This is a genomic window from Marinobacter lipolyticus SM19 (assembly GCF_000397065.2).
GTDB lineage: Bacteria > Pseudomonadota > Gammaproteobacteria > Pseudomonadales > Oleiphilaceae > Marinobacter > Marinobacter lipolyticus.
On the sequence record NZ_KE007317.1, the window covers coordinates 597,890 to 610,206 of the forward strand.

The following is a 12,317-nucleotide window of genomic DNA, read 5'->3' on the forward strand; positions in this document are numbered from 1 at the left end:
AACTGCGGCGCTTTGATCAGTACGGTTCAGCTATGACAGACGCACCCGAAAACACCCGAGTTATCGTTGGCATGTCCGGCGGCGTGGATTCGTCCGTCGCCGCGTGGCTTCTGAAAGATCAGGGCTACCAGGTCGAAGGCCTGTTCATGAAGAACTGGGACGAGGACGACGGCACCGAGTACTGTACCGCCATGACCGATCTGGCTGACGCCCAGGCCGTCGCCGATACCATCGGTATCCCGCTGCACACGGCGAGTTTCGCTGCGGAATACTGGGATCGCGTGTTCGAGCATTTTTTATCCGAGTACAAGGCCGGTCGCACACCCAATCCGGACATCCTGTGTAACAAGGAAGTAAAATTCCGCGCATTTCTGGACTATGCCGTTACTCTGGGCGCTGACTTCATCGCCACCGGCCACTACACCCGTCAACGGCCGCTCAACGACGGTTCAGGTAGAGCACAGCTGCTGAAAGGGCTCGATCCCAACAAGGATCAAAGCTACTTCCTCCACGCCGTATCCGGTGACCGTATCGCTCGCACGCTGTTCCCGGTCGGGGAACTCGAGAAGCCGGAAGTCCGGCGGATTGCCGAAGAACAGGGATTTGTCACCCATGACAAGAAGGATTCCACCGGCATCTGCTTTATCGGCGAACGCAAGTTCCGGGACTTTCTCAAGCAATACCTGCCAGCGCAACCAGGGGACATCGAAACACCCGATGGCCAGGTGATTGGCCGCCATCAGGGGCTGATGTATCACACCATCGGACAACGCCAGGGCCTCGGCATTGGCGGACTCAGCGAATTTGGCGACGATCCCTGGTATGTCGCCGAAAAGGATTTGAATCGTAACGTGCTGATTGCAGTACAGGGCAAGCAACACCCACTGCTGTTTTCCCGTGGACTGGTCAGCGGACAGATTGACTGGGTAGCCGGCGAGGCGCCTGCAGAGGAATTCCGATGCAAAGCCAAGACTCGCTATCGCCAGCCAGACCAGGACTGTGTCGTTACCCTATGTGATGACGGTGTCACAGTGGTGTTTGACGATGCCCAGCGTGCGGTCACACCCGGGCAGTCGGTTGTCTTCTATGAGGGTGAGGTTTGCCTGGGAGGCGGCGTTATCGAACAGACCTGGCGTGACGGGGAAACGCTTCCCCAAAGGGCCGCCATAACCGGAGCACAGGCATGAGCCGATCGCTGTACGACCAGACCCTGGCGCTGGCGGGTGTATTCCAGGCCGCCGCCCAGGTTCAGCAGGTGGCTCACACAGGCCAATGCGCCGATTCGAGCTTTGAGACGTCCATGCGGTCCCTGTTTGCGACCGATCCGGATACAACCCTCGATGTTTACGGCGGCGAGCTCAAGGACCTGCGCGAGGGTCTGAATACCCTGGCCAACGTGCTCAGTCAGCAAAGCAAGCAGCAGGATATTGAGGTTCTTCGCTACACCCTCAACCTGATCCACCTGGAATCAAAGCTGAACCGCGACAAGGACATGATGGCCGTCATCGGCAGCCGTATTGATCAGGCCCGGCATACCGCCAGCCATTTCGGTTACCTGCACAGTAACCTGATCGGCAACCTGGCCTCGGTCTATGGCGACACAATCAGCACCTTCCGGATGCGTATCCAGGTGACCGGCGATCCTTCCATTCTGCAACAGGAAGAGAACGCAGCCCGCGTACGGGCCCTGCTCCTGGCCGGCATCCGCTCCGCCGTCCTCTGGCGCCAGAGTGGCGGACGCCGCTGGCAGCTGATATTTTCCCGGCGCAAGGTGATTGCCACTGCACGGGACCTTGCCGAGAAAGCGAACCGGTCGGTTTACGACTGATTCACGACTTGCGGTGGTGTATCATAGGCACCCCACTTCAGTATTGACCCATTCTTTGATGATTTGAGAGGTTTTCGATGGAACTCACCGCCCTGACCGCCATTTCCCCGGTCGACGGACGTTATGGCAGCAAAGTCAGCGTCTTCCGCGATATTTTCAGTGAATACGGCCTGATTCGGAACCGGGTGACCGTCGAAATCCGCTGGTTGCAAAAACTGGCTGCCCACCCCGAAGTACAGGAAGTCCCGGCCTTCTCTCCCGAAGCGAATAACTTCCTGGACCAGATGGTGCAAGATTTCAGCCTGTCGGATGCCGAACGCATCAAGGACATTGAGCGTACCACCAACCACGACGTTAAAGCAGTCGAGTATTTCATCAAGGAAAAGATCGCCGGGGTTCCTGAGCTGCATGCAGTCACAGAATTCGTACATTTCGCCTGTACCTCCGAAGACATCAACAACCTGTCCCACGCGCTGATGCTGAGAGAAGGCCTGGATCACGGCCTTCTGCCTACCATGGACCGGGTTGTGGACAAGCTGGCACAGTTGGCCCATGACCACGCTGAGCAGCCAATGCTCTCACGCACCCATGGACAGACTGCGTCTCCTTCCACGGTGGGCAAGGAGCTGGCCAACGTGGTTTACCGCCTGCGCCGTCAGGTCAAACAGATTCGCGCGACCGAATTGCTGGGCAAGATCAATGGTGCCGTAGGTAACTACAATGCGCATCTCTCTGCCTACCCCGCTATCGACTGGGCCCAGAACGCCAAAGACTTCATCGAAAGCCTCGGCCTCGACTGGAATCCGTACACCACACAAATCGAGCCCCACGACTACATTGCCGAGCTGTACGATGCCATTGCCCGCTTCAACACCATCCTGATTGATCTGGACCGGGATATCTGGGGCTACATTTCCCTGGGTTACTTCAAACAGAAAACCGTGGAAGGCGAAGTGGGCTCGTCCACCATGCCCCACAAGGTTAACCCCATTGATTTCGAAAACTCGGAAGGCAACCTGGGCATCGCCAACGCCTTGTTCAGCCACCTTTCGGCCAAGCTGCCAATTTCACGCTGGCAGCGTGATCTGACCGACTCCACAGTGCTTCGCAATCTCGGTGTCGGCTTCGCCCACAGCCTCATCGCCTATGAAGCCACCCTGAAAGGTCTGGGCAAGCTGGAGATCAATCCAACGCGACTGGACGAAGATCTGGACCACGCCTGGGAAGTGTTGGCGGAACCCATCCAGACTGTGATGCGCCGCTACAATATCGAGAAGCCCTACGAGAAGCTCAAGGCACTGACCCGCGGTAAGGCGATGACCCCAGAGGTAATCAAGAACTTTGTCGAAACCCTCGAAATCCCGGACGCTGCGAAAACCGAGCTGATGGCGCTGACCCCGGGTAGCTACATCGGCAACGCCATCGACCAGGCGCAGAACATCTGATAGCAGGATACCGAACTATGGACATGCTTGGCGGCATCTCAGCGACAGACTTTCTCAGGGATTACTGGCAAAAGAAACCCCTGGTGATCCGTCAGGCATTTCCCGGATTCCAGTGCCCGGTGTCGGCCGACGAGTTGGCCGGCCTGGCCTGTGAGGAAGGCGTCGAATCCCGGATCGTTATCGAGAATGAGGATGGTCACCCCTGGCAGCTGCACAACGGGCCCTTCAGCCCGGATCGTTTCAGTACCCTGCCCGAGCAGGACTGGACCCTCCTGGTACAGGGACTGGATCATTGGGTGCCAGACATTGCTGACCTGCTGGACCACTTCCGCTTTGTCCCTAACTGGCGGCTGGATGACATCATGGCCAGTTACGCGCCGAAAGGTGGTAGCGTTGGCCCGCACTACGATCAATACGATGTATTCCTGCTCCAGGCCCAAGGGCATCGGCGCTGGACCTTCGGCGGTCACTGCGATCACACGTCTCCCCGGGTTGAAGGCACTCCGCTGCGCATCCTCAGCAGCTGGGACGGGGAAGAAACCGTTACTCTGGCCCCGGGCGACATGCTCTATCTGCCACCGGGCATTGGTCACCACGGCGTGGCCGAGGATGACTGTATCACCCTGTCCATTGGCTTCCGAGCGCCAACCATTGATGACATCCTGACCGGCTTTACGGATTTCCTCGGCAGCCAGTCCGATGCCTCCGATCACCTCAGCGATCCCGACCTTAGAATTCAGGACAATCCGGGCACGATTGCCCCCGAGGTTATCGATCGCCTGGAGAGCGTTATTCGCGAAAAGATGTCAGACCGCCGACAGCTTTCCCTGTGGTTTGGTCAATACGCAACGGCGCCAAAGAGCATGGATATCGTCGTACCTTCCGAAGAGCCCATTGCACCAGAGGTCTTCCGGGACCTGGTGTTCGAGGGAGCGCAATTGCGCTGGAATGAAGGCTCCCGTTTTGCCTATCATGATATTGGTGACGAGACCGCACTGTTCGTCGACGGCGAGCAATACCTGCTAAAAGGTGACGCCCGCCCGCTGGCTCCTCTGCTCTGCGCCGGAGCCAGTATCGACATGGAGGCACTGACTCCGCTGGTCGATGACGAAGCCATCTGCGGTTTGCTCGGTAACTTGTACAACCAGGGATCCGTTTATTTCGAATGACCAGTATTCGAATCCGCAAATACAGCTGGCAATTGGCGCCAGGCTCCATCCGCGACATACGGCAGCGCGTTTTTGTTGAAGAACAGAACGTCCCTCCCGAGCTGGAGTGGGATGACACCGACGATATTGCAGATCACTACCTGGCAATAACCGAAGACAACAAACCCGCTGGCGTCGCCCGGCTCTTTTCCACTCTCGAAGAAACGGCCCATATCGGCCGCATGGCCGTTTTACCGGAATATCGTGGCAAGGGCGTGGGCGAGACACTGTTGCGACACCTGATCACCGAGGCTTCCCGGTTCCGGGAACTGAAACTGTCCGCCCAGGAGCATGCCATTCCCTTTTACCAGCGCTCTGGTTTTCATGTGTATTCCGATTTCTATGACGACGCCGGCATTCCACACGTGGACATGCGCTGTCTGTCACCGGTGCTGGTGACACCGGAGAGCCACCGGGAATATCCAATGATTCTGGGCAAGGACCGGGAAAGCTGGCTGTTCGAGTCCGATACCCATTTGATCAGCCTGCTGGATTCCCTCACCGGTCAGGCCAAACAGCGGCTCTGGCTGTATGATCGACTGCTGGAGCACGATCTCTACGACCGTCATCAATTTCGCGAACTGTTGTCCGCCCTTGCCCGTCACCACCGCCTCAGTGAAGTGCGTCTGCTGATCCACGACGACAAGCCACTGGTCAAACGGCGGCATCAGATTGTGGAATTGATGAGGCGCTTGCCAAGCCGAATAGAACTGCGACTGGTTAAAGATGACTATCCTGTCGAAGAACGACCGTTCCTGCTCGCCGACCGGGAAGGGGTTGTATACCGCCACAGTTTCAACAACCCCGAAGGCTTTGCCAACTTCGCCGATAGTGGAAGGGTCAAGCTTCTCGGGGAAGCATTTCAACGTATGTGGGATGTCAGTCGCAGCTCCCTGGAATTAAGGGAGCTACCGCTCTGAATGGTATACCTGTGGAATATCCGCAGACTCGAACTGCGCCCCGAACGGTGCAAATTCCGCATCCACTTCCTCTGCCACTTCGGCGATCAGTTTTCTCAGCCATTGATGGTCTGCGTTGTGCTGTAACAGCGGGCTCCACGCCATCTTGAGTTCAAAAGGCGGAATCTCGAACGGTGGCACCTTGACCACCAGGTTGGGGTTATCCTTCTGTAGCCAGGCCGCTCGCGTCGGCAGGGTAGCGACAAGATCGTGCTGCTCCGCCAACAACATAGCGACCTGATAATGCCGGGTAAAAACAGAAATCTGACGCTTACGCCCCATCCTCGATAAGGCTTCATCCACCCAGCCCAACCTCTGGACGTCCTTGGGATTGACGCCAACACCGACCCCGAAGCCGGTTTTGCTCACCCAGATATGACTGGCATCCAGATAGGTATCCAGAGTGAAAGGCTCCCGGAGAATTGGGTTCCGGGCGTTCATCAGACAGGCAAAATATTCGATCCAGAGGGTTTTCTGGTGGAATGACTGGGGGATCTTGTCGAAACGGTTTATGGCCATATCCAATCGGCCCTGCTCGACATCCAAAAAGCTGACGTCACTGGGCGTCAACACATCCAGGGTGACGTGGGGCGCTTCTTGACGAATGCGCCGCAAAACCCGCGGCATCAGGCAAGACTCCGCGTAGTCACTGGCCATGATGCGGAACACCCGCTGACTGTCCATCGCCGAGAACGGTGTCTTCTCCTGCACAGCCTGCTCAATGTCCGAGAGAATACTGCGTACCAGAGGCTGTAACTCCCGGGCACGTTCGGTAGCCGTCATGCCTTCACTGGTACGCACCAGCAGAGGATCCCCGAAGACGTCTCGCAATCGGCGCAGGCCGTTGCTCATGGCCGGCTGCGTAATCCCCAGGTGGTTAGCGGCTTTCGTCACATTCCGCTCCCTGAGAAGTACATCGAGATACACAAGAAGGTTCAGGTCGACCCGGGAAATATCCATTCAACACTCCTGATAACGCGACACCCTTGGCACGGCACCGCAAACATTCATAGGGACAATGTACATTATTCACGTGATTCACGAAATAAATAGCATAGGGCGCACATTCACATTTCAAAACGGAATCAATACAGGTTTTCTGCTAGTCTTTCGGGTACTTGCTGAATCATTGTGATTTTTATGGCCGGAATACGCCGTCCCCTGGCCCGAAACCGGAGTCGTTGCAACTGACATGAACACCACTACGATCGTTCTGATACTTGCCGCCATTGTTACCGTCTCTATTATCCTTATCGTCGGCAGCCAGATGCGCGAACGCTCCCGTATTGAACGGGCAAGGCGGATGACGTTCCAGGAAGATCAGTACAAACGCGCTCATCGACTGCTCGATGAAATCCCTGGCCAATACCTGACCTCGGAACTCAAACTTCTGCTGATCAAAAACATGGAAGAAGCCTGTCAGCAACTGAGCGCCCTGAAATCCCCCCTCCCGATTAAACAGTGGCTGGAAGAAATTCGGCAACTGAAAAACACAGTGCTGGAAAACAATGACAACCGGTCACCAGTGAAAATCGACTCCCCGGAAAAGTCTAATTACGTCAAAGAGTTACTGCAAAGCCTTTTCAAAATGATTGAAGGTATGCACAAGACAGGAAAGCTCGACAACTCAACCGCCAAGAAAAACCTGAAATACGTGCTTTTCCTGGTCCACAAGACCCACGCCGACCTCCATGTGTTTCAGGCAAGGGACTATGTGCGGCAGAATGAGATTCGAAAGGCTATTCACGCCTACCACCTTGCCAGTACGGAAATGGGAAAATCCCGGGATAATCCGCTAGCGATGAAAGCCGTAAAAAGCTTCCGCACCCGTATCAAGGAACTGGAAGCCATGGGGCCAGAGAACGACACACGCTCTGGCTCGCAGGAAGGGCAGTCGAAACTGGACAAAGAGTGGGACACGTTTCTCCACGATGATGAATGGAAGAAAAAAGCGGATTATGATGATTAACCCAATGCTTGCCGGTCTGTCCTGACAAGCCCTCCTGACTAGGATTGTAACCACTGGTGACCAGGCTATTCCGAAAACGCCTTTCCTTTCGCCTGACCCGCGACACGGTACTGCTGGCCATGGCCCTTGGTCTCGTTCTGAACATGGTTCAGGTGACCCTGGACTTTTTCAGCGCCCGCGAGTCCATGGAAAACGAAATCCGCGCTCTTATCGAAATCAGCCACAGCCCTGCATCACAGATCGCCTACAACATCGACGTCCGGCTGGCAGAAGAGCTGCTCGATGGCCTGCTCCAGCACCCGGCCACCATTGATGCCAGGATCGTCGACAATGATGGCCATACCATGGCCGCTGCCAGTGAAAGCAGCCCTACGTCCCCCTATCGATGGATCAGCGATGCCCTGTTCGGAGTAAACCGTACCTTCAGCGACCAGCTGAAAGTCAAACAACTGGAAGATCTTCCGCTAGGTACGCTGAACGTCACGATTGACACCTACCATTACGGATTACTGTTCCTCAAAAGAGCGAGCTATACGCTGGTAAGCGGTTTCTTCAAGAGTCTGATCCTCTCCTGTGCACTTCTGGGAATTTTCTATTTTATCCTCACGCGCCCGATGATGAACGTTATCAATGCACTCAGTCGCGTACAGGTCGAATCGCCAGAAAAGGTACGCCTGCCAATCCCGGTCAATCATCAGGAAGATGAAATCGGCGCCATGGTCGGCATCATCAACCAACACCTGAGCACCATTGACACCACCCTGGCGCAGCTTCGTCAGGCTGAAAGCTCCATGAAAAACTATTCCACACAACTGGAACAGGAAGTCGATGACCGTACACGGGAGATATCCCAGAAAAACGCCGCCCTTCAGCGAGGCAACCGGGCGCTGGTCAAGGCCAAAGAAGATGCCGTTCGCCGGGCGAGATCGCGAGCCAATTTTCTGGCCAGCATGAGCCACGAGATACGCACACCACTGAATGGCGTGCTGGGGATGCTGGGCCTTGCCCTCGAAGACAACCTGGATCCGGAGCAACGCAATCGCCTGGAGATCGCGTTCACCGCCGGGCAGAGTCTGCTTGGGTTGTTGAATGACATTCTCGACATCTCCAAGGTCGAAGCCGGCAAACTGAGCCTGGAGAATATTCCGTTCAGTGTTAAAAACCTGATCCAGGAATGCGCCGCCCTTCATGCCCAACAGGCTAACACCAAGAAAATTGAGCTACACATGGACATTGATCCGGAATTGCCGGACATGTTCCTGGGTGATCCGACCCGTACCCGTCAGGTGCTCAACAACCTACTGAGCAATGCCATCAAGTTTACCGAGAAAGGCAGCGTCCGAATCCATGCGGCTCGCTTCGGCGGCAATCTGAGGATTGACGTGATGGACACCGGCATCGGTATGTCGAAAGAAGGTCTGCACCGGATTTTTTCCCCCTTCTCGCAAGCGGATACTGACACCACGCGCCTGTATGGCGGAACCGGGCTCGGATTGGCACTGTGCCGCCAACTGGTGGAACAGATGCACGGCCAGATTCTGGTCGACTCGGAGATTGGCCACGGCACTCACTTCACCGTCACACTACCCCTGCCGGTCTACGCACAAAGCGCTCAACAACCAGCAGAGCCCACAGCCTCCGTCGACACAACCACACCGATTGAAAGCCTGGACATTCTTTTAGTGGAAGATAATCAGGTTAATCAGCTGGTGGCCAGCAGCCTGCTGAAAAAACTGGGCCACTCCGTCGACCTTGCCAACAATGGCAAGCTGGCGTTGGAAGCCCTCGAAGAAAAGCCCTATGACATTGTGTTGATGGACTGCCAGATGCCCGTCATGGATGGTTACGAGGCAACCCGGATAATTCGGGAGAATCCGAAGTGGCAAACATTACCGATCATCGCAGTCACCGCGAATGTCATGCAGGGCGACCGGGAGAACTGCCTGGCCTCCGGCATGAATGACTACATCACCAAGCCCTATAACCGTAACGACCTGAGAACCGCTATCGAGCGCTGGGCGCCTGACGGCTCTCCAACCGGGCAAGAACCGACCTGAGTTCATCCCGGAGTGCCATCAGACGCTCACTGTCCACACCGGTACTGCACAAAAGACGGCTAGGAATCGACTTCGCCTGTTCCCGCATCGCAAGACCGGCAGCCGTAACGGCAACAGTCACTACCCGCTCATCCTCGACACTTCGTTGACGGCGGACCAGCCCCCTCTCTTCAAGGCGCTTTAACAACGGAGTGAGTGTGCCCGAATCGAGCCTGAGGCGACTCCCCAGACCGGACACCCGTACAACCTCGCTGGCAGTCGCCGCCTCCCACAACACCAACATCACCAGGTATTGCGGGTAGGTCAATCCAAGCTCAGTCAACAGAGGCCTGTAGAGAGACGTTACCGCGCGGTTCGCAGCATACAGTGCAAAACAAAGCTGGTTGTCCAGGTCAAGGATATCGTCCGTACTGTCCATCGCTCAGAGCAACGTCTCAATATCTGCACGGATCGCTTCGGGCTTGGTGGTGGGTGGGTATCGACGAATCACCTTGCCCTCCCGGTTAACCAGGAACTTGGTGAAGTTCCACTTTACCTTTTCTGACCCCATCACACCGGTGGCCTCCTTCTTGAGGAAACGGTAAAGCGGGTGAGCCTCTGAGCCGTTAACGTCGATCTTGGCGAACATGGGGAAATCAACGCCATAATTCAGACTGCAGAACTGGCTGATCGTGCCTTCATCCGCCGGGTCCTGATTCATGAACTGATTACATGGAAAGCCGAGTACCGCCAGGCCTTTTTCTCCCAGCTCACTGTGCAAGCCCTGTAGGCCTTCAAACTGGGGGGTGAACCCGCACTTGCTGGCGGTATTCACAATAAGCAGGACCTTGCCCTTATACTCTGCCATGTCGTGCTCATTACCCTTGATATCCTGAACTTTGAAATCGTAAATGCTGTCGGTCATCTCTCTCCCCTTATATTTCACTCAATTATATTGTACACAATACAATATCCCGCAAGCATTGTCTCGTTTGCCGACCAAAACTACAGACGGGATGAACTTGTCGCCATAAATCTCCATGATTAAGCCACAATTCATCACAATTGGCCTGTTGCCGGGCGGTCATGCTCCGCTAGAATACAGGCTTGTCATTTTGAATTACTGATCACTGATACAAGGTTAAGGAAGCCCGGGTCCTATGCAGAATTACTATAAGTCCGCCAAGCTGGATAACGTGTGTTATGAAATACGTGGCGTGGTTCTGCGCGAGGCGCGTCGCCTTGAAGAAGAGGGACATCGGGTTCTGAAACTGAACATTGGCAATCCAGCCGCCTTTGAACTCGACATCCCCGAGGAGATCCAGCAGGACGTCATCTACAACATGCCGCTGGCCCAGGGTTACGTAGAATCCAAAGGACTGTTCTCTGCCCGCAAGGCAGTCATGCACTATTGCCAGCAACGAGGCATTGATAAAGTCGATATTGACGACATTTTTCTGGGCAATGGCGTCAGCGAACTGATTGTCATGTCAATGCAGGCCATGCTGAACACCGGTGACGAAGTGCTGATTCCCGCGCCGGATTACCCACTCTGGACAGCCGCAGTCACGCTCTCCAGCGGCAAGCCCGTGCACTATCACTGTGACGAGAAGCAGGACTGGTTCCCGGATATCGATGATATCCGGAAGAAAATCACCACCCGGACCCGCGCCATCGTCCTGATCAATCCCAACAACCCGACGGGAGCGGTGTATTCCCGCGAGCTGCTGGAACAAGTCATTGAACTGGCTCGCCAGCATAACCTCATCATTCTTTCCGATGAGATCTACGACAAGATCCTTTACGACGGGACGGAGCACGTGTCCACGGCTTCGCTGGCCGATGACGTCCTCTTCTTCACCTATAACGGCCTGTCAAAAAATTACCGGGCCGCCGGCTACCGCTCAGGCTGGATGATCGTCAGCGGCGCCAAACATCGTGCCCGGGATCTCGTCGAAGGCATCGAGATGCTGTCCAACATGAGGCTCTGTGCCAACGTGCCAGCCCAGCTCGCCATTCAGACAGCTCTCGGTGGCTATCAGTCCATCAATGATCTGGTGGCCCCGGGCGGACGCCTTTATGAGCAGCGCGAAACCGCCTGGCAGTTGCTCAATGACATTCCAGGCGTCAGCTGCGTCAAACCGAAAGGCGCGCTCTACCTGTTCCCGAAACTGGACCCCAAGCGCTTCCCGATCATGAATGATGAGAAGCTGGTGCTGGACCTGCTACTGCAGGAAAGGATCCTGCTGGTGCAGGGCTCCGCCTTCAACATTGATGACAAACAGCACTTGCGGGTGGTGTTCCTGCCACGGGTCGATACCCTGGAAGACTCCATGAAGCGTCTGGCCCATTTCCTCTCCACGTATCAGCAATAGTTGGTGCGATTCATGGCTGACATACATATAGAGGAATTTTACAAAGATACCGCCATCGCTCTGGTTCAACTTTATGGCGCCTTCCCGAGGCGCACCAATCTTTTCGTGGAAGACATTGCCGGTCCGGACGAACCGGACGAGTTCGGGCTCCACAGCAAGCGTCACATGGCCTGCTTTGGCGCTCTGCTCTGGCTCGAGGAAGAAGGTCTGCTGCGCTATGTGGATACCATCCGTCAGGAGGCCCTGGACCAGGCCGTGCTTACCCAGAAAGCCTTTGTCCGTCTGAGCACCCCCGCCAGCGCTGAGCTCCTGAACAACCTCCAGATCCAGCCCCCCGCGGAGATGGAAGGGTTGCCAGAGTCGGTCCGCCAGGATCTTTCGACCCATATCCACCTGATTCGCAATGCGTTACGCAAAGGCAGCTCGGCGACCATCAGCCGCGTTATGCAAGGTGTATTCTTTGGCGGAATTTCCGAATCACCGGCAGATCATTAAAT

Annotated in this window: 12 protein-coding genes; 9 read left to right on the forward strand and 3 right to left on the reverse strand. The window is 55.7% G+C overall.

The genetic code is table 11. The annotated features are described in order from the left end of the window. The first annotated feature begins 32 nt into the window (after window positions 1–32). The 5 genes from mnmA to MARLIPOL_RS09125 all read left to right on the forward strand — a co-directional run bounded on the left by mnmA (window position 33) and on the right by MARLIPOL_RS09125 (window position 5,401). Window positions 33–1,187: a tRNA 2-thiouridine(34) synthase MnmA gene (mnmA, locus tag MARLIPOL_RS09105; protein WP_012137764.1), complete on the forward strand. Its 1,155-nt coding sequence runs from the start codon at window positions 33–35 to the stop codon at window positions 1,185–1,187. Then, window positions 1,184–1,828, forward strand: coding sequence for a high frequency lysogenization protein HflD (hflD, locus tag MARLIPOL_RS09110; RefSeq protein ID WP_012137765.1), 645 nt, complete (start codon window positions 1,184–1,186; stop codon window positions 1,826–1,828). Before mnmA ends, hflD begins: the two co-directional genes overlap by 4 nt. 77 nt (window positions 1,829–1,905) lie before the next feature. Next, window positions 1,906–3,273 carry an adenylosuccinate lyase gene (gene purB, locus MARLIPOL_RS09115; RefSeq protein WP_012137766.1) on the forward strand — a complete coding sequence of 456 codons (1,368 nt, stop codon included), beginning with the start codon at window positions 1,906–1,908 and terminating at the stop codon, window positions 3,271–3,273. A 17-nt stretch (window positions 3,274–3,290) separates the two neighbouring features. Next, a complete protein-coding gene (locus MARLIPOL_RS09120; RefSeq protein WP_012137767.1) occupies window positions 3,291–4,442 on the forward strand; it encodes a cupin domain-containing protein in 1,152 nt (383 codons plus the stop codon). Beyond that, the gene (locus MARLIPOL_RS09125) at window positions 4,439–5,401 is read left to right on the forward strand and encodes a GNAT family N-acetyltransferase (protein ID WP_012137768.1); all 963 of its coding nucleotides are present in this window, start codon (window positions 4,439–4,441) and stop codon (window positions 5,399–5,401) included. The genes MARLIPOL_RS09120 and MARLIPOL_RS09125 overlap by 4 nt, the downstream gene beginning before the upstream one ends. Here the strand turns inward: MARLIPOL_RS09125 and MARLIPOL_RS09130 are convergent. After that, window positions 5,390–6,400: a LysR family transcriptional regulator gene (locus tag MARLIPOL_RS09130; RefSeq protein WP_012137769.1), complete on the reverse strand. Its 1,011-nt coding sequence runs from the start codon at window positions 6,398–6,400 to the stop codon at window positions 5,390–5,392. The genes MARLIPOL_RS09125 and MARLIPOL_RS09130 overlap by 12 nt on opposite strands. Window positions 6,401–6,632: 232 nt before the next feature. On the opposite strand from MARLIPOL_RS09130, the gene MARLIPOL_RS09135 reads away from it, so the two are divergent. Together MARLIPOL_RS09135 and MARLIPOL_RS09140 are read left to right on the forward strand one after the other, a co-directional pair. Then, window positions 6,633–7,409 (forward strand): hypothetical protein, encoded by a 777-nt coding sequence (locus MARLIPOL_RS09135; protein ID WP_012137770.1) that lies wholly within the window; start codon window positions 6,633–6,635, stop codon window positions 7,407–7,409. Window positions 7,410–7,465: 56 nt separating this feature from the next. Continuing rightward, window positions 7,466–9,466, forward strand: coding sequence for an ATP-binding protein (locus MARLIPOL_RS09140; protein ID WP_012137771.1), 2,001 nt, complete (start codon window positions 7,466–7,468; stop codon window positions 9,464–9,466). Here MARLIPOL_RS09140 and MARLIPOL_RS18315 read toward each other — a convergent pair. Next, entirely contained in the window at window positions 9,414–9,884 is a 471-nt protein-coding gene (locus MARLIPOL_RS18315; RefSeq protein ID WP_012137772.1) for a MarR family winged helix-turn-helix transcriptional regulator, read from the reverse strand. The genes MARLIPOL_RS09140 and MARLIPOL_RS18315 overlap by 53 nt on opposite strands. Before the next feature lie 3 nt (window positions 9,885–9,887). Then, window positions 9,888–10,370 carry a glutathione peroxidase gene (locus MARLIPOL_RS09145; RefSeq protein WP_012137773.1) on the reverse strand — a complete coding sequence of 161 codons (483 nt, stop codon included), beginning with the start codon at window positions 10,368–10,370 and terminating at the stop codon, window positions 9,888–9,890. A gap of 235 nt (window positions 10,371–10,605) precedes the next feature. Here MARLIPOL_RS09145 and MARLIPOL_RS09150 point away from each other — a divergent pair, with 235 nt between their 5' ends. Next, the gene (locus MARLIPOL_RS09150) at window positions 10,606–11,820 is read left to right on the forward strand and encodes a pyridoxal phosphate-dependent aminotransferase (protein WP_012137774.1); all 1,215 of its coding nucleotides are present in this window, start codon (window positions 10,606–10,608) and stop codon (window positions 11,818–11,820) included. Between the two features lie 12 nt (window positions 11,821–11,832). Continuing rightward, complete coding sequence (locus MARLIPOL_RS09155) at window positions 11,833–12,315, forward strand: hypothetical protein (protein WP_012137775.1); 483 nt, start codon at window positions 11,833–11,835, stop codon at window positions 12,313–12,315. Window positions 12,316–12,317: the final 2 nt, after the last annotated feature.

What these genes read in the sequence shown, in the direction of transcription:
- mnmA (WP_012137764.1), top strand. Translation starts at nt 33, where the DNA reads ATGACAGACGCACCCGAAAACACCCGAGTTATCGTTGGCATGTCCGGC.
- hflD (WP_012137765.1), top strand. Translation starts at nt 1,184, where the DNA reads ATGAGCCGATCGCTGTACGACCAGACCCTGGCGCTGGCGGGTGTATTC.
- purB (WP_012137766.1), top strand. Translation starts at nt 1,906, where the DNA reads ATGGAACTCACCGCCCTGACCGCCATTTCCCCGGTCGACGGACGTTAT.
- MARLIPOL_RS09120 (WP_012137767.1), top strand. Translation starts at nt 3,291, where the DNA reads ATGGACATGCTTGGCGGCATCTCAGCGACAGACTTTCTCAGGGATTAC.
- MARLIPOL_RS09125 (WP_012137768.1), top strand. Translation starts at nt 4,439, where the DNA reads ATGACCAGTATTCGAATCCGCAAATACAGCTGGCAATTGGCGCCAGGC.
- MARLIPOL_RS09130 (WP_012137769.1), bottom strand. Translation starts at nt 6,400, where the DNA reads ATGGATATTTCCCGGGTCGACCTGAACCTTCTTGTGTATCTCGATGTA.
- MARLIPOL_RS09135 (WP_012137770.1), top strand. Translation starts at nt 6,633, where the DNA reads ATGAACACCACTACGATCGTTCTGATACTTGCCGCCATTGTTACCGTC.
- MARLIPOL_RS18315 (WP_012137772.1), bottom strand. Translation starts at nt 9,884, where the DNA reads ATGGACAGTACGGACGATATCCTTGACCTGGACAACCAGCTTTGTTTT.
- MARLIPOL_RS09145 (WP_012137773.1), bottom strand. Translation starts at nt 10,370, where the DNA reads ATGACCGACAGCATTTACGATTTCAAAGTTCAGGATATCAAGGGTAAT.
- MARLIPOL_RS09150 (WP_012137774.1), top strand. Translation starts at nt 10,606, where the DNA reads ATGCAGAATTACTATAAGTCCGCCAAGCTGGATAACGTGTGTTATGAA.
- MARLIPOL_RS09155 (WP_012137775.1), top strand. Translation starts at nt 11,833, where the DNA reads ATGGCTGACATACATATAGAGGAATTTTACAAAGATACCGCCATCGCT.